A 17758-nucleotide genomic window follows, 5' to 3' on the forward strand; every position below is an offset into this window, starting at 1 on the left:
TAAATACGGAATCGTTAGAGACCATTCTGCCTGGAGCGGAGTTTAGCGGTGCCTATCTCGTCAACAGCGAGCGTTCCCGCCGTAGCGCATCCGGTGAGGACGACCCGATATACATCGCGGGCGCGCGCGGCAGTCTCACGCATCTCCGATAGGTCGCGCAGAACGAGGGCCGGATCTCGCTTGGCGGGATCGCCGAACCCACCTCCGCCGTTAGTCGTACCGTAGATGGCTTGCCCCTTGCTGATAACCTGCACACCAAAGCCAGGGATTTTCTCGTCCCGGCCCTCGTGATGGATCACATAAGAAGCGCCAAGCGCGCCCGATTGGCCTCCAAAGACGCCCTTCGGCGCGAAAACCTGGCCATCGGAGTTGGTGACGACCGTCATGGTCCCCTCCCGCACGCGGTAGCGCGTCTCTAAGGCCAGTCCGCCTCGCTGGGTGCCAGCCCCACCGCTTCCTGGCACAAGCCGCAGATGATCTACGATCATGGGAAATTTTATCTCGTTGATCTCGACGCTGTCCCGATAGGTCAGTCCCGACGATGCTGGGATGCCGTAAGTTCCCCAACCATCAGTGTACGGTGATGCTGGGCCCCCGTTCGACGCCAATGTCATCTGGCTGATGTAGGGACGCCCGCCGTTTCGGAAGTCAGTGCCGGAAATGACGGCGCAGTTGACGCCTAAGCACAAGCCGCCCTCGGCCAATCCTATCCCATCGCCCAATCCCGCAAGTGCAGATTGCACGAGGTTCACGAGGCGGTCCGCGACGTTCGTCGTGGCGATCGAGCAACTCGCCGGAAAGCGCGGAATGCCTACGACCGAATTCTCGCGCAACAAGACCTTGATGCGGCGGAAAGCGCCAGAGTTTCGCGGCAGACCGACGCCCAAGCTATGATAAATTGCTGCCATGACGCTGCTGCGGGCCGTCGCTTCGGTCTGATTGAAGCCCGCCTTGACGCAGTCGTCGTTGTGGCGGAGGTCAACCGTGATTTCACACGCGCCCGGATCGACCTCTATAAGGGCTTTGACCGCGATGCCATCGGGCAGAAATCCCGGCAGCGGGTCGTGGTGCGAACTCACGTCCATGCGGCCCTTCGGCAGGGCAGCGATTCGGGAAGCCATGAGGCGTTCAGAATAGTCGAGCCATTCCTTGATGAAAGTCTTGATCCTCCCCGTCCCATGCTCGCGACAGAGCTCCTTCAGCCGCCGCTCAGCGATGCGCGCAGCTCCGAGTGTCGCAAGGAGATCGCCGCGCCATTGCTCTGGAACACGAATGCGGCGCATGCCCAAGCGCACAACATCCTCGATGGTGCGTCCGTTTCGTTGCAGCCGCATGCAGGGGAAGATGATGGCGCCTTCCTCGTATACGTCCCTGGCAAACGGATGGTAGGTCGTAGGCAGACTGTTGCCGATGTCGGCCTGGTGAGCCTTGACGCAAGCCGTGAAGAGATGTTCGCCTTCAACGAAGACCGGCACCATGACCGTTTGATCGGCGGGATGGGTGTTGCCCGTGTAGGGGTCGTTGTCGATGAAGGCGTCGCCCTCAGCCAAATCCTCATGAAAAAGCGCGATATTTGTCGCCTGCATGTGCGAATTGAAGGTGTGCACGGGCAGTCCGTCGGCGACGGCGACGAGTTCGCCATCGCCACTGACAATCGCGCAAGAGAAGTCACGTCCGTTGCTTACGATCACCGAGCGCGCCGAACGTAAGACCGTATTGGTCATCTCGCGAACGATCGCCTCGAACCGATTGGCGAGCACCGCCGCCAGGACCGGGTCAGAAAAGATGACCGGGATCGACTTGGTTGGCTGACCGCCGGCGGGGCTCAGGATGGGCTGCTGGGTCATAATATTTACCTTTCCAGCTTCAACAGATAGCTGCCGGTGGGGGACAGACACGCGGACGCATTTGGTGGCACAACGATGGTGGTCGTGGGCTCAAGGATGATGGCAGGACCCGCGACTTCCTCGTCCAGCCTGAGGGCCGGGCCATTGTAAAAGGGCGTGTCGACGAGCCCCTGTCCGGGGAAATAGGCGCGCTTCCGCTTCAGCAGCGCGCTGCGCTCCTCGCTCGCAATCGGCTTTGCAGCTGGACGCGGCAGGGCGACACGCAATCTTATTTTCCAGGTCAGGAATTCGGCGATGCCATTAGGATCGTCTACGCCGAACGTGCGCTCATGGGCCTTATGGAAGCGTTGCGCGAGCTCGGCCGCGTCGAGTTCGCCCCCGATGGGAAAGCCCGAAAGAGGAACCTCGAGCTCCCAGATTTGCGCTCGATAGCGGGCATCCACCGCGATTTCGAAGCTGCACGCCGCCTCTCGGGCAATCTTCAATCCCGCCCGCAACTTCTCGAGTGCCGCATATGCTCGCGACAATGCGTCTCGGACGATGGTCTGATCGAAGGCGTCCGAACTCGTGATGCCGCTCGCGGCCTCTTCCGCAACCACGTCGGAAAACTGCATGCCGCAGGCACTCAGGGCGCTCGCAGTCTGAGGCAGAAGCACCGTCTTGCAGCCGAGAGCCCGGGCCACCGAAGCGATGTTGAGCCCTGCGGCCCCACCGCCGGCCACGAAGACGCTCTGCCGCGGATCGACGCCTTCGGAGACCGTGATATCCTGGATAGCGGAGATCATGGTCTCGTCGGCGATAGTCAGGATAGCGAGCGCCGTCTCCTCCACAGAAAGCGAGAGCCGGTCGGCAACTGTTGCCATGGCAGCCCGCGCTGCGGCGGCATCGAGGGTGATGCGGCCGCCCAGGAAAAGATCCGGATCGATGTAGCCGGCAACCACAGCGGCGTCAGTCACAGTCGGTAGAGTGCCGCCGCCTGGATAACAGGCCGGCCCAGGCACCGATCCGGCGCTCTGCGGACCGACGCGCAATAGCCCCCCATCGTCAACCCATGCGATCGAGCCGCCTCCAGCTCCAACGCTGCGAATGTCCACGGACGATAGCGCGAGCAATTCTCCAGTGTAGCGCGGCCCAAGCCAGGTCTCACGCGTGCGCACGACCTCCCCATCACGAATCAGGCCGACGTCGAAAGTAGTGCCGCCCGTGTCGCAAATGATGACATCACCATTTGCAGTGACCCGGCCGGCATATTCCCGGGCTGCTAGCGGCACCATGGCTGGTCCGGATTTGGCGAGGTGAACGGGTCTACGCGCTGCCGCCGTGACTTCCATGCACCCGCCCACCGTCGTTGAAACGAGCAGGTCGCCTGAGAAGCCAAGCTGCTCGAGGTCGGCTGCCATGTCTTCCAGAAATTTCTGCATTACAGGCTTGAGGGATGCGTCGAGTACGGTCGCCGAGGCACGGCGATATTCCCGCGGAATCGGCAGGATCTCGTGCGATAGCGTCACCGCAACTTGCGGAGCGTGCTCCTTCAGTAGTTGCGCGACCCGCACTTCGTGCGCCGGGTTGACGATGGACCACAATAGGCAAACCCCAACGGCCTGAACACTCAGGCGCGCCAATTCACGCGCGGCAGCGATCACACTAGCCTCGTCGAGAAGGGTCTCAACACCACCTTCGGCGTTGATCCTCTCTTTAATCTCGAAAGTCAGGCGCCGCGACACGTAAGGCTCGGGGAAGGGCGTGCGAAAGTCGTGGGCGTCCTTTTTGCCGCCCTCCCGGAGATAAAGGATGTCCGGGAAGCCCTCGGTCACGAACAGAGCGGTCTTTGCGGTCGAGCGCGTCACAATGGCGTTAGTGGCCCGGGTCGTTCCGAAAATCAGGCGGCTCGCACGTTGGATCACGTGTTCAGGAGTCACATCGAGCAGACGCGCTGCCGCGGAAATTGCGCCATACATACCCTCAAAGGCGCGCTTGGGTGTTGTCAATGCCTTTCCGATAGTAAGCCGGCCAGCTTCGTCTTGGACGACGGCATCCGTGAATGTTCCTCCAGTGTCGATCGTGATCACGTAAGTCATGGTACGTTGCAACCTCCAGTTCAATAGCAGTTGCCGCGCGATCCGCGCGTTAGTTTCCGCCGTGCCCGCAGGCGATCTGAGCACGCCGGCAATCACGACTGCTCCGAGCACGATCATCTGCACGGGGCCGGTGATCTGGACGAGGTTCATGCCATTCGACAGAAAAATGATGAACAGCGACCCGATGAGAGCCGCACCCGCACTGATGCTGCCACCCGAAAAGCTCGCGCCATCGCGCGAGAACCCGGCAAGCGCCATTTACGAAATATGATGCACCAAAAATTAGCGTCAAGCAAGTAGGTCATTCCTGAAAGTTTCAGCACAGACTCTCTTGAACAGAAGCCATGAGGAAACGAGGCGCGCCCACGGCAGAGTCCCCTGGTCCAGGAAAATCCGTCGGCACCCTATGATCGTGTTGCGATCGGCTTACTCTCCGCACATCGACAGTTAGGGCATTGCTTTCGTGCGTTCCCGCTCAGATATAGTAACGCATTAAGACCTCCTTAGTATGGTACGAACAGAACTTTTCCTTTCGACGCAATCAACCGATCGCAGGCTATCTGGATATGAAGCACCGGGCTAGCTCGCGAATACCGCAGTGGGAGCTCCTCCCAAGAGGGGCTGAGTTTATCGAATGCCGTACTACTCTTTTGATCTCGAGATTGGCCAAGGACCAAAGGCGGTCTCATCCTAGAATTTCTTGAGCTTGCTTCAGAGGGAGCCCAACAGCTCTCGACCGAACCATTGCATTGTTTATATATCCGGAGCTCAAGACCAACGTCTGCACGGCCGCGTCATTTGCGTCGATCACACGGCTGTTTGATCCTACGCGCGATGGATGAGCATCAGGACTAACGGCCGTAAACGACTGGCGACTGTCATTCGCTTTACGGAGCGCGACCGCAGGAAGTCTCGAAGAAGTCCAGTCTGTGCAAGCCATCCGCTACACCCTCAACCATTCGGACGGCCTGACGCGCTTCATCGATGACGGACGCATTGAAATAGACAGCAATACGGTCGAGCGCAGCATCAAGCCGATACGCCCGGAAAAGAAGAACTATTTGTTCGGCGGCAGTGAAGGCGGCGCCCAGACTGGGCCATTCTCGCCTCGCTCATCAACTCGGCAAAGCCACAAGACATCGACCCGCGGCACCACTGACCGATGTTCTCGAGCGCATCATCTCCGGACGTACCAAGATCAATCAGCTGCACATGCTGCTGCGGTTGAATGCTGCGCCTCATGGTCACCCTTGGTGCTGGACAAAGGTCTCGCAGTTTGCCGAGTCGATATCCTGCAGCTGGAGAGCGCGAAACTCGCCTTTGCGAATACTGTGGTCACGAGCAGCAGCAGGACGGTTCAATCGGGAACGCCGATCGGCATCGCCTCGCTGATGGCCGCCTTGAGATATCATCGTTGCGTCCCACGCAAAAAGCCATTTCGCCGATCAAAAGTCTGCAGTGAGGGCACACCTGGGCGATCTGAAAACCTCCCTGAAACCCTCGGTCCCCCTCAGGTGGGAGGTGGCCGTTACAGCCGTTCCTCAAATGCCGCGCCAACGGCTTCGTTCAATGCGGAAAGCGTTGCATGGTTTTGAGATCTCACTCCCGCAAAGTTTGCAATCTCAAACGCTGGCGCGTCCGGAAAATTGATCCACTCAATGACTGGGGAGCCTCTTTACGGCCGCGGCTTAACCGCCTTGGCTAATGGGGAGAATTAGCTCGGGTGTTAAATTGTTAGACGACGGCCGAGTCCGGCTCTACTGAGTGCAGCGGCCGCGGTAGGTCTCCACAGTACGCGTCTGGTGCCCAACAACGTAGCTAATGCACCATCGGATCCGCTTCCGTTGTATTACTACCCTTGTGAAATAGAGGAGGACGATGTTGATGACGACGTAGGCGGAGCTGTCCGAGTGCACGAACGAGTACGCCCCCCCTCGGACGTTACTCCATGCTCTTCCCACCGACCGAGCCCGAACTGACGGCTATGGTATATCGCGGACCTTGAGCTTGTACCGGAGATCGCGCCGCTTTGAGTGCAGGTCGACCTGCATTTGTCGTGAACGTGACAGTAGAGCACAATACCTCAAAGCGCAGGCTGCGCTGCCGTTCAGCGTGAGCCATTTTCTCCGGCGAGTGAAGGCTTGAGGGTCGATTTCCGCGACTGGCACGGCAATTGCTGGTCACTCGGTAACACGAGGCCAGGCCATGAAAGCCACGACGTCAACCGCGATGCGCCCGCACCTAGACGCTTCACAGTTCAGTGGAACAAACTTAACCGCATCCCCGATCATCGCAGGAAACTCATCGAAGCGGGAAATACTACCAAAATCAATCGATGGGTGCGTGGTCCATCTCGCGTGGCATTAGTAACATACGAACGGGCCGATTACCCCAGAATTCGGATACCTGTCCAATCCAGCGGACTCCCGTTCGTGTGCTAGCCTAGTAGGCTTTGTCGGGTGAAGAACGCAACGTTGGAGAACTAGCATGAGTGAATCCGCTTCCATCAATAACATCATTCCCCGTACCGATGTCGTTAAACGTGCGGCGCGCATCGGCGCTGAAATCAGGAATATCAAGCTATCGGGCGATTTGCCGGATCAGATCATCGCTGCGATTCATGACCTCCTGCTTGAGCATAAAGTCATCTTCTTCGGCGATCAGGGGCATCTCGACGATGCCGAGCATGAGCGCTTTGCTCTTCGTTTGGGGAAGCTTGTGCCGGCTCCCACGCTAAGCCCTACGGAAGGAACGATGTCGATGCTCGAGCTGGATTCCGCAGCCGGGGGTATCCGGACGGACTCGTGGCACGTCGACGTGAGCTTCCTTGATACCTACCCAAAGATTTTGGTGCTTCGAGGCGTTGTAATCCCATCAGTTGGCGGCGACACGGTTTGGTCAAACACCGCAGCCGCATATCTCGATCTGCCGCCGCCGCTGCAACGGCTTGCTGACGACCTCCGGGCTATTCACACAAACGCGTACGACTTCGCCGTGATCGCCCGCCCTAGCGCAGCCGACAAGAAATTCTACGACGAGATGAGTGCTACAACGATCTTCGAGACCGAGCATCCCGTCGTACGTGTCCACCCCGAGACCGGCGAACGCGCCCTTGTGCTGGGCGGTTATGTGAAGCATTTTGCTGACATTCAGAAATATGACGGCGAGAGGCTGTTCGGTCTATTCCACTCTCATATGATCGCGCCGGAAAACACAGTGCGCTGGAATTGGAAACAGGGCGATGTCGCTATCTGGGACAACCGCGCCACGATGCACTATGCGGTTAAGGATTACCGCGATCAGCGTCGCGTCGTGCGTCGCACGGCCATCGATGGCGAGGTGCCCATCGGCGTAGATGGCCGGTGCAGTGTAATGCGCAAGATCATAAAGCAATAACCCGCGAATATGGTCTGAGACTAGCGCGTTCGCAGCTCGCGCTATACGGCGGCCGCTGGTGCGACCGCCACGCCACCGGATTGACGTCTCGGTCAGGAAACCGATGAAACGACGCGTTGCAGCCACTTGATGTCCATCGTCGCTATGCCGGACGAGCGTAGCAGCCGCGCGCGGGCGCAGCCAGGAAGGCTGAGGAACCTCGACATCCGACGACCAGTGCTTCAGGCACTAAGTCGTACGGTCAATCGAGAGTCGTAGCTCCCAAACTGGCTTGCATTCACAAAGTCGTATCCTTTGCACACAAGCGGCTGAGATGCCGAGTGTATTCCAGCCGAATCGACTCGCGCGAAAAGCCAATGTCGTCAAAAGCGTTCCCACGCCGACGGCCATTACTATCGCGCCGTATAGTGTTCGTGACAATAGATGAGTTACACGTTCTGTACGGATGTCTACATGAAGCACCGTTGGAAGTCTCAGGGATGATGAAGAAAAGGCCCCTCACGTCTGGCTCGTTCGCGATCCCAAGGCGGTTGTCAATTCTGTGGGCTGACATGCAGAGGGAAGCAGATTGCATTGAAACCATCCCATCTGAAACAGACACTGCAGACTGCAGGTGTCCTCCGCCAAGCATCGCTTCGATCGATGACCCTCCTCGGGGGCGCGAACGCGCTAAACGGTGCAGCGTAGGGTGCTATAGTTGAAGCAACGAGCAGAGTTTGTCGCGGACTCAGGGACCGTTATCGTCTCCGCGGAGTCTCCGGTGGCGAAGCCGGTGCCCTGGCTCCAGCGTTAGATTGCGGAAAATCGGCCGGTCACTGGAGATTTCGAAAAAGCGGTGGATTGAATGGGGTGCGGAACTGGCGCGCCTCGAAGAGGACCTTCGCATTGCCTCACTACAACAGCGGCTCGCTGTAATCGACGCAGAACGCGCAGAGTTTCCTAGACTAGGACTCAGGCGGAGCCATCCGACCGCCTCTGTGCCGACACGACAGCAAATGATGAGATCGGCTCTTGAATAAACATTGTTACCGCCGAGCCAGGGGGAGTGTTGCACCTGAACTGGGCGTTGGAATGGGGGACCGCTCAAAATTGTGAAGAGTGGCCGGACAGCATCGGTAGAAGACCTCGCTTCAATTGAACAGCTGGTTCGTGATATCGCTCGTTGCCGCCGAAGAGAGCATTGCGTCCGTTATCATCGGTGTGGCACACGCAGGTCGAAGACGCCCGGTGGAATCGCAAACGTGTTTGCGTTTCAGTAACGACCCCACATCCCTGTCTACTGAGATGGCGAACCTAGCCAAACGTGAGGAGCTAACCCTGCACGAGGCAGCAATCCGTTTGGTTGCGCGTTATATGATCAACGTTGGTATCGTTCCGATCAAAGTGGGCTTCGACAACGAACACAAGTTTATCACCAACTCATGCGCTACGCGGGGCTGCTCGCGCCGTCACGCATCCGTGCCAACGATGTGTCTTAGAACCACAGTTCTGGTACCGGCTCGCACAGACGCATCGGCTTGCGCTCGGGCGGCGGTATGCGGCAGGGGCACCATGGGATCAATCATCGGAACGCCGTTAAGGCCGAAGGTCTCCGTGGTGGGCAGCCGCGCTTCACCGAGGCGGCAACCGGTTCGGCTATCGCGGGGGAGCAGCCCATCCCGGTTGACCAGATTGAGCAGCACACACACTTCTGCAATTTTGGTTCGCTCCTGCAGGCGTAGATCGCTCAAACAACGTATGTTTGGCTTCCCATGACTCAACGAGCCTACTTCATCGCACTCATCAGCGGATTAACCTACCATCGTTTGTAGCTTGTGGTTTCGCGCTGCCAAGTACATGCTCCGAAGATCGACCTGAAGCGACACTACTGACCGAACCTGCAGAGAGAAAGAAAGATGGCGTTGTCGTTTGACATATAAAAATGGGGAAACGCTCGCCGCGCGTTCTCAGACGCCGCGTGGCCCAAGGCCGGCGCCTCGGATTAAAGGTTGTAGGAGGAGAGACGATATGCGTAACGACGCCTCGCAGGAATGGGACATCCGCTGCGATCTGGCTGCGGCCTACCGCCTAATCGCCCATTTTGGCATGGATGACCTGATTTGCACGCATCTTTCTGCGCGCCTGCCTGGGAAGGGATGTCGTTTCCTCCTCAATCCATACGGCATGATGTTCGACGAAATCACGGCCTCTAGCCTCGTCGTGGTGGACCCCGAAGGGTACGCCATGGAAGAACACGAGAACTCTACGATAAATAATGCAGGCTTCACGATCCATTCCGCCGTGCACATGAACCGGGACGACGCCCGATGCGTGATCCACACGCATACCGTGGCTGGCATGGCAATTGCCGCGCAAGAGCAAGGGCTGCTGCCGTTGAACCAGATGTCAATTGAGTTCTACGGCGACATTTCCTATCACGACTATGAAGGGATCGCGCTGGATCCCGGCGAGCGCGAGCGGTTAGCGCGTGATCTTGGCGATAAGCAAGTGATGATCCTGAAGCACCACGGCTTACTTACGGTCGGGCGAACCGTTGCCGAAGCGTTCCATAACATGTATTATATCGAGCAGTCCTGCCGGATTCAGGTCGCCGCTACTCAAGGTGGGCAAAAGATCAGTCAACCGGCCGACAATGTCCTCGCTCACACGGTGGCCCAGTTCAAGTGTGGTCGCAACAGCAAGAGCAGGGGCCAGCGCCCGTGGGCGGCGCTCAAACGCCGTCTCGATCGTATAAGCCCGGACTACGCTACTTGAGGTCCGCGAAGCGATCCGTTCAAGCCGCACGGCAAGGAGTGATACTTATAGTTGGCGGCCAGTTCGAACCAATGAACTGAGTGCACCTACACATCGGTGCACCGGATTCCCTGCGAACATGTCGGGTATCCCGATGTATTTCGTCGTAGGCCATTGTATTGGACGGACTACTTCTGCGTGACAAACGCTAGTTGCAGATAAGGTGACCAGGATGCCGATTATCACCCACAGTGGAGAGGGCTGCGCTGGGCCGGAACAGCACCGGCTATTCGCGGTCGCCGGCGTTGCTGCCCATCGCTGTCTAATTGGTCATTGTTGCGCCAACCCCGATCCCGCATACCATCGACGATTCTTGAACGCTCGCCTTGACATCGGGTTCGATCAAATCGGGATGTGGTACGTCCAGCGAGATGGCCTTCGCGCAGAAAACGGAGCGAACCTCGCGCGTGAAGGCTTTCGTACGCATATCTTGATGACCATGGACCGCCTTTGGGCTATTCGGCAAGCCGTCGAGGAGCCAGCTGCCCCCGAAGAAATCGCCCCGAGATCGACGTCCTGAAGTCATAGGGCCTCTGGCAAGCGCACGCCCATATGTTCACCGACCTCATCCCAATGCTGCGCGCGCTCGCGGTGTTCGCCAAACGGAGATCGTCTTGATCTTGGAGGACAATCCTCGATGGTTCTTTGCCGGAGTGAGCTTTTGCCGAAGCAAGCCGCCGACTAGAACGCGTGTCAGGCTCTATCGAGGAAGAGTACGGCCGATTTATCTTCTATATTCTAGGCTGCAAGATGGGACTCGCACCAAGTGAAGTTGTCGATGCGTTTGTCCGCAGCAAAATTGTTTTGTGAGGATAAACGCACATCGGTCTCGGGACAAAACCTCGACCTCGACCTTGACTGCTGCAAGTTCATGGAGATGACCGAGCCGCGAATCGTCCTGATCCAAAACGCGTATCCCGGAAGCCTAACGCCGGGCTGGAATATGAGCGAGTGCAATCAAAGGGGCTTCGACGGGTTTGTGACGAGAGAATGCTGAGAGGAGGCCAGACAGCGGGATTGCGATGGAGGCGCGTCGCGATCGTGGGGCGTGCAATCCCCGCCCATGTCCTTGCTTTCACAAATCCTACTGAGAGGACAAAGCTTGGGCTGAGATCCCATGCTTTGACTACTTTCTGTTGCTAGGCGATCCGCGCGGTCACCTGACATTCGAGTGCTGCCATAGCAGGCCCGGCTTTTTACGATTCATAGCACGGCGCGACTGAGCCGACCTTGCCGTAATAGACAAAGGAAAAATTAAAGATGCAGACGGTGGAAATTACAGTGCTGCTAGCAAAGTTTATATCTGAGCTCACTTTGGAGCACGTGCCAGACTCTGTGAAGCATGAGGCGCGGCGTTTTCTTCTCGATACGTTAGGTTGCACGATCGCGGGGGCACGCAGTGAATTGGGTCCAGTGATCCTCGCTGCGTCGAAAGTGCTCGGTCAGGGTAGAGAAGCAACAATTGGCGGCGGGGGGAAGCGGTTCACTTCGCTTGCTGCAAGTTATGGAAACGGTAGACTCGCGAATTGCCTTGATCTGGACGAGACTTATCCCGGTGGGCCCATCGCGGGTCTGCATTTTGGAGCTAGCGTGTTCGGAGAGGCTCTGGCGTCTTGTGAACAGATGGGATTGACTTCGAAGGAGCTTATCCTCGCGACAATCTGCGGCTATGAGGTAGCAGGCCGCATATCCGATATCGGAACTCAAATCGAGATCGAAGCGGGTAGGATTATCTCGATGCCTGAAGTGTGGGGAGTCTCGCTGGCACCGACGGTTGGAGCATCAGCTGCAGCGGGACGGCTGCTGGGCCAAAGCGCCACTGCGCTCGAGCAAACGTTCGGCGTAGCCGCCTCAAATGCGGCGACACCGATCGGTCCGATTTGGTCTAGACAAATCACGCTGCCAAACACGAAATACTACGATAGCGGTTGGGCGGCCATGGCAGGCGGTTTTGCAGCTAAGTCAGTGGAGTGTGGATCGACCGGGTTAACGTCAATTTTTGACGGAGCACCCAGCATATTTGAGATGGTCGGAGCACGCCGCATTGATCCAGACGGGCTCGTTGGAGAGCTTGGGGCAAGGTGGGCCCTCGAAAACATCGGGTATAAGCCATGGCCTAGTTGCCGTTGGCATCATCATTCGCTGTGCGCACTGCACCAGTTGCGCGAGGCTGAGGGATTTAGCGTCAGTGAAATTGAGGAGGTCGTTGTAGGCGTCAACATTGCTGCCCTGTCAGACAGGTTTCTAAATGAGGAGCCTCCAAACTTCGTAGCTAGGCAATTTAGCTTTGCGCACGCGATCGCAATGTTTCTACTTGGCGTGCCGCCAGGGCCGGAGTGGGCCTCGGAGCGATGGGCGTCAGATTGGTCCGTGAGAGAAATTAGATCGAAAGTTAAGGTCGTAGATAATCCCGGAGCTGCAACATATGCTCAGCACTTCGTGCGGGGCCAGTTTCGCCAAGTTCCCACATTTGCCGAAGTTAGGTTTCGGGGGAAGACTGTCCAAGCTGAAGTAGACTTTGCGTGGGGTGATCCGTGGTCCGACAAAACTCGTTTCAGTGACGATGACATCGTCGAGAAGTTTCGGACTGTTGCGAATCTACCAGATGCTGTCGCTGACGCAGTGATTGAGACTGTGATGGTAGCAGAGTTGGGCGCCAGCCTATCTCCTGTTTGCGCCGCACTGTCTCACGGCGTGGTATGAGTCTTTGGCGCGGGGACTGCTGAAGCATTGTCCACGGCTAGCTGGGGGCGGTCGGTCATCCCTGTGTAGGGTAGCAATCGTGATGAGGACTCTTTTGAGAGGCCTAGCGTGTGGCGTCAAGGCGCAAGGTATAAGGCAGCGAATTCCCATGCGTACATTCGCAAGCGGTGTTCCGCAATGACCTTCTGGCTGAGTCCGCGGTCCGGCTTTCACCATTGGGCTTAGAATGGACACTGAAACATATTGCTATCATGGTGATCTGCCACTGAATTGTCATCCGGCGTCGATTAGAGTCTCGGGGTTTCTACGCCAAGTGGCGCGGTTGGAGCAACGGAGGATCGGCGGAGCTGGTCGGGTTGTGCAGCCGATCGTTCGTTGCGGTGTGTTGGGCGGCCTAGGTGATCTCGACAACGCCGTTCTGCATCGGCTTTCGCGGCGCGATAAAATGCCAATCGATGACCATGTCCTTGCTCCAGGCGAGCATGGCGTTGCAGGTGAACTCTGTGCCATGGTTGGGAGACGATCATTGCCGTGTCGTTCGACGATGACGGTCCGTTCGCGAGCGACGCGCCGTCCTGACATCGACCTCTCCGGAATGCGCCCAAACATTCTTTAGTGACGTCGTCGACGACGTTGAGAATGCGGAAGCGCCGGCCGTTGACGAACTGGTCGTGGACCAAGTCCAGCGACCACCGCGCGTTGGCCTCGCCTTGATCAGGATTGGGACACGGGTCCCCATAGCTTTGCGGCGAGCCCGCCGCTTGCGGGCGGTGAGCCCTTCCTCGCGGACAAAGCCGGTGGATCCGCTTGATTCCCGGCGGCTCTCCCTTCCGCCTCAGCAAGACGAACGGCCGGCGGTAGCCGAACCGCAGCCGCTCGTTGGCGAGATCGCGCAACCGGCCGCGCAGCTCCGCGTCCGCAGGGCGGCTGGACCATAGCGGATCACCTTCCGATCCGCGCCGACGATCGAGCAGGCCTGCCGTTCCGACAAGCTCATGGCACCTGTACATGCGCGACTGCGGTGCGCTTGGCGGAGGGCCCTACCATTTTTCGAATGCATCGGGATGCCGCAGACCGTGTGCCATCTGAGGCGGCGCGCCTGATCCTGTCCACTGCTCTCGGTGATGCCGATCGTTCTAACCTCTCGCGTCGATAGCTGAACTCGGTTGTGTCGCGCAGCACAAAAAATGAGACCTTCAGCGGCAGCGGCACGATCACACGTCGATTGGAAATGGCCGGCCAGAATGTCCGCTTCGCTGGCCCGGTTATTAGAGAAGAAGCGGTAAGGCTCTTTGGTATTCGCCCAATCCTGGCAGATGAGCGGAATGCTTTGTCCCATGGCGCTTCTAATGTCCGTAAGCAGTTTGAGGAATCTATCGCCAAGCCGCGCGTCCCTGAGCTTCCATCCACTACCTCTCTCAAGAATCCAAGATTCACCCTCCAAGCATCGCGAACAGCCTCTTGCCATCCCTTAATCTCAGCGCCATAGAGCCCCCCTCGCGAATCGGTACTCAGCAAGCAATGACACGTGATTCTTTCGATTCAAGAGTTCGCGATCAGCGGATCCGTCCGAGCGATCAAAGTTATGGGCAATTGAAAGCCTCACGGGATGGTTATAGCTAGTCTGCAGATTTGTGGCAGTGTTGAAGGAGCATGAGGCTGCAGCGACAGCAGCTGACCTGGCTCGCAAACGCGGAGGCTTCGAGGCCGACGATCTGCAATCGAGAACACGAACTTGAAGAAGCTAGTGGCCGAGCAGATGCTCGATGTGCCGGTACCGCGCGAGCTTCTGTCAGAAATGATGGGGCCCCTCGCCAAGCGCGCTGCTGTACCGGACCGCGAGCTTGAGCTGAGAATCCCTCTGTCGTCATCATCGCCCAGATTAACCAGGTCGTTTGTTCGCAATGGCGATGGCGCCGCCGCGGGACTGCGGACCTCTGGCATCGCTCCACCCATGCAGATCTGCTGCGACGGCAAATACACGCCGTTGGTTGCGCTCCGACTCCTATAGCTGAGTTGGCTCAGGTGTTGGTGCAGACGATAGATGGAGGCCGCAGATGAGCTTTCCGCGGGATCCTACTTGCCGACTAACATAAGTCAGGGTTAATAGCCGAGCTTACGATCGATTGCATACGGCGGCCGGCGCCCGGCGCAGATGGCCTCGGCTGTGGCAACTAGTGTGTTCGCGACTGCCATCATGTTGACATCGCTCGCGTCATGCGGGGTAATTGTGATCTTAGGGTGCGCCCAGAACGGATGAGACGGCGGCAATGGCTCGGTTGCGAATACATCGAGCGCTGCGCCCGTCAGTTGGCCGTGGTCGAGAGCCTCAAGCAGATCCGCTTCCACTAAGTGTTCACCGCGACCGACCTGGACTAAGAAACCGCCGCGCCGCAGATTAGCGAACGCTTGCGCGTCGAGAATGCCACTCGTCTCACGCGTTAGCGGCAGGACATTGACCAAAACCTCGCTTTCTTTGAGCATCGCAACAAGTCCCGCAAACCCATGATAGCTGCGCGCCGAACCAGAGCTCGGTTTGGGTGTTCGACTCCAGCACAACACGGGAAATCCAAGATATGCAAGGTCCGCAGCGACTTTGCGTCCGATCTCCCCGTAGCCCAGGATGCCAATCGGCACTCTGTCGGTCCCGCGTTGCTTACGGGGGCGCCAGACACGGTCGCGCTGCTGGGCGTGATAGGCAGCAAAGCAACGCTGGTGGCCAATCACGTGCCAGACAACAAAGCCTGACATCATCAGCGCCTGTCCAGGGTCGACGACACGGACTACATGGATATGAGGCCTCAGGCTTGGACAGCTAAGGATATTGTCGACGCCGGCTCCGATTGAGCACACCGCCTGCAAATTGGGGTAACGCGAGAAAGCATCAGCCCACGGATGCCACGCGAGCGCGAGGCGAACGTCGTCGGCACGATCATCATCGTGATCGACCAGTTCGACCCTATGGGCGATGCGCGAAACTTCCTCACCGAGGCAGAGCCGCAAATTCAGCCGGCTCGAGACTAGCGCGCAGCGGAAGCGCGCCTCCCCGTTCCCGTTCGCTGTGTTCTCGATTCCAGCCATTAAGATCTTCCTCTACCTTGGGGCAATGCCGGACACCTCGCAATGCAAATTGTTTGCCGCTCCTGGTCGCAGGTTTCATCGACCTCATCTTAAAGAGAAAAATATGCAAAGAGCGGAGCGATACTTCAGAAACCCTGTCAACTATTCGACACGTGTCGCAAAGACGACAGGGCGGGATTAAGGGGGGCCCCCGCGCATACGCAGTGGCATGCGACTTGCCATGCGCTTGTAAGCTATCAGTCGTCGACACTACGTCGGTGCGCGCTCGTCAATCGGACGCGTCTAAGAGAATAGCCCCTGCACTTAAGGCTGTTGCTGCGTGAGCGGGTTATGCAATACTGCCTAATATTCCTATGCATCCAATGCTTGTGAGGCTGGACTTGGAAAAGATCGATGCACTCGTTGTCGGCGCCGGTGTAGTTGGCGTCACCGCAGCGCTAGCCCTACAGCAACGCGGCCTGAAAGTCTTTATACTGGACCAGCAAGCCCCGGGACGCGGGTGCAGTTTTGGCAACGCCGGGTTGATCGTCCCGACAGGATTTCCACTCAGCGCCCAGTATCGCGTTTTCGACCTTCCTGCTCAATTTTTGAAGGCGAGTTCGCCCGCCACCCTCGATTGGGTATCACTGCCAACACTTTTGCCGTGGGCCATCCAATACGCGAAGTCCAGTCGAGGGGATAGGGTCAAGCACATCACAAGCTTGCTTCATCAGTTTGGCCACGGCGCAATTCGCTCTTACGAGCTTCTACTGCGGTCTGATCTCCCGCCGATCACTAGACGTGGCTACCTCGTTGTCCACCTTTCGACTTCGGAAGCGGAGGCGGCAATCCGTTTCAACGCGATTCGCTCCTCGCTCGGCGCTGCTGTCAGAATGCTGTCTAATGAAAATCTCGCCGAAATGGAGCCTGCTATTGGAGGGTTGAGAGCCCGTGCCACTTTTATCGAACAAGCGGCTCACGTGACAAATCCATCAGCGTTCGTTGTCAGGCTCGCGGAGGTGTTCTTGAAACGGGGCGGTGTGTTCCGTTGCGAACGCGTCGAGAGTCTGGAATTGAAAGGAAATAGAGCGGTAGTGGTGAGGGGGGCTCGCGAAAAAAATTACTCCACCGGGGCGGTGGTTCTCGCAACCGGCGCGCACGTCAATCGGCTCTTGGCGGGAAACAGTCATAAGATCCCCCTCATTGCCGAGCGAGGTTACCACCTTGAGTTGGAGGTTGAGCCCGGATTTCTCAGCCGGCCACTTTCGCTGCCTAGCTTGGGTGTTGTTCTCACGCCTAGCGAACGAGGGGCGCGGATCGCCGGCTTGAGTCACTTTGGCTCGCCAGGTTTGAAACCACAACCTCACTTACTTTTAGCGGCGCTGGATCGCTTGCGGAAAATGCTCCCGACGCTCAAACCCCGACCCGGTTCCCAGGTTTGGAGTGGGGAACGTCCCGCTACGCCCGACTCCGTGCCGATTGTCGAGCAGGTGCCCAACCATCATCGCCTATTCGTGGCCACGGGTCATGGACATGGAGGACTCACTTTGGGCGCGGTCACGGCACAAATCGTTGCTGACCTTGTGACAGGCAAGGGATCCCCTTATGCGAGCCATCTCAGTTCACAGCGCTTCAGTATTGGAAGGAAAAGCCTACGCGGATGTGCGTTTGAGTCAACTACCAGAGAAAAGTGATGGCGATTATCGCAATTACGCGACTGACAGCATAGCGTCCGCTCAGATCGCATAACTCGGAGGTTACACCACTTTAGAGTTACACCGCGGTGAAAGGCGCAAGTTCTATTGGCCACATTATTGGCCATTTGCGTATCCGATGCCGTAAACGCGTCAGTTTCTGAGCGCCCGCAATGTCCGCTTCCGA

9 protein-coding genes and 3 pseudogenes are annotated in these 17758 nt (G+C 57.9%); 7 read left to right on the top strand and 5 right to left on the bottom strand.

Annotation, left to right across the window (positions count from 1 at the left end; genetic code table 11):
- Window positions 1-14: 14 nt before the first annotated feature.
- Both GGD65_RS30605 and GGD65_RS30610 read right to left on the bottom strand, forming a co-directional pair.
- A complete protein-coding gene (locus GGD65_RS30605) occupies window positions 15-1847 on the bottom strand; it encodes a hydantoinase B/oxoprolinase family protein (RefSeq protein WP_183237671.1) in 1833 nt (610 codons plus the stop codon).
- 5 nt (window positions 1848-1852) lie between these two features.
- A complete protein-coding gene (locus GGD65_RS30610; protein ID WP_210317371.1) occupies window positions 1853-4183 on the bottom strand; it encodes a hydantoinase/oxoprolinase family protein in 2331 nt (776 codons plus the stop codon).
- Between the two features lie 671 nt (window positions 4184-4854).
- Here GGD65_RS30610 and GGD65_RS40400 point away from each other — a divergent pair.
- The 5 genes from GGD65_RS40400 to GGD65_RS30635 all read left to right on the top strand — a co-directional run bounded on the left by GGD65_RS40400 (window position 4855) and on the right by GGD65_RS30635 (window position 12817).
- Window positions 4855-5520: a transposase gene (locus GGD65_RS40400; RefSeq protein ID WP_312017747.1), complete on the top strand. Its 666-nt coding sequence runs from the start codon at window positions 4855-4857 to the stop codon at window positions 5518-5520.
- An 892-nt stretch (window positions 5521-6412) separates the two neighbouring features.
- A complete protein-coding gene (locus tag GGD65_RS30620; RefSeq protein ID WP_183237672.1) occupies window positions 6413-7321 on the top strand; it encodes a TauD/TfdA family dioxygenase in 909 nt (302 codons plus the stop codon).
- A gap of 2007 nt (window positions 7322-9328) precedes the next feature.
- Window positions 9329-10075 (top strand): class II aldolase/adducin family protein, encoded by a 747-nt coding sequence (locus tag GGD65_RS30625; protein ID WP_183237673.1) that lies wholly within the window; start codon window positions 9329-9331, stop codon window positions 10073-10075.
- Between the two features lie 202 nt (window positions 10076-10277).
- Window positions 10278-10634, top strand: a complete 357-nt coding sequence (locus tag GGD65_RS41200; protein WP_409362766.1) for a hypothetical protein — start codon at window positions 10278-10280, stop codon at window positions 10632-10634.
- Window positions 10635-11374: 740 nt separating this feature from the next.
- Complete coding sequence (locus GGD65_RS30635) at window positions 11375-12817, top strand: MmgE/PrpD family protein (RefSeq protein WP_183237675.1); 1443 nt, start codon at window positions 11375-11377, stop codon at window positions 12815-12817.
- 403 nt (window positions 12818-13220) lie between these two features.
- Here GGD65_RS30635 and GGD65_RS40405 read toward each other — a convergent pair.
- Together GGD65_RS40405 and GGD65_RS40410 are read right to left on the bottom strand one after the other, a co-directional pair.
- A pseudogene (locus tag GGD65_RS40405) lies at window positions 13221-13870 on the bottom strand (DDE-type integrase/transposase/recombinase); the annotation flags it as partial.
- 268 nt (window positions 13871-14138) lie between these two features.
- Window positions 14139-14285: pseudogene (locus GGD65_RS40410) on the bottom strand (transposase DNA-binding-containing protein); the annotation flags it as partial.
- A gap of 166 nt (window positions 14286-14451) precedes the next feature.
- Between GGD65_RS40410 and GGD65_RS41205 the strand changes: the two are divergent.
- A pseudogene (locus GGD65_RS41205) lies at window positions 14452-14648 on the top strand (IS3 family transposase); the annotation flags it as partial.
- 272 nt (window positions 14649-14920) lie between these two features.
- Here the strand turns inward: GGD65_RS41205 and GGD65_RS30645 are convergent.
- Entirely contained in the window at window positions 14921-15898 is a 978-nt protein-coding gene (locus GGD65_RS30645) for a glyoxylate/hydroxypyruvate reductase A (protein ID WP_183237676.1), read from the bottom strand.
- Between the two features lie 380 nt (window positions 15899-16278).
- Between GGD65_RS30645 and GGD65_RS30650 the strand changes: the two genes are divergently transcribed.
- Entirely contained in the window at window positions 16279-17571 is a 1293-nt protein-coding gene (locus tag GGD65_RS30650) for an FAD-binding oxidoreductase (RefSeq protein WP_183237677.1), read from the top strand.
- Window positions 17572-17758 lie beyond the last annotated feature (187 nt).

Origin of the sequence: Bradyrhizobium sp. CIR18, from assembly GCF_014198295.1 — a bacterium.
GTDB lineage: Bacteria > Pseudomonadota > Alphaproteobacteria > Rhizobiales > Xanthobacteraceae > Bradyrhizobium.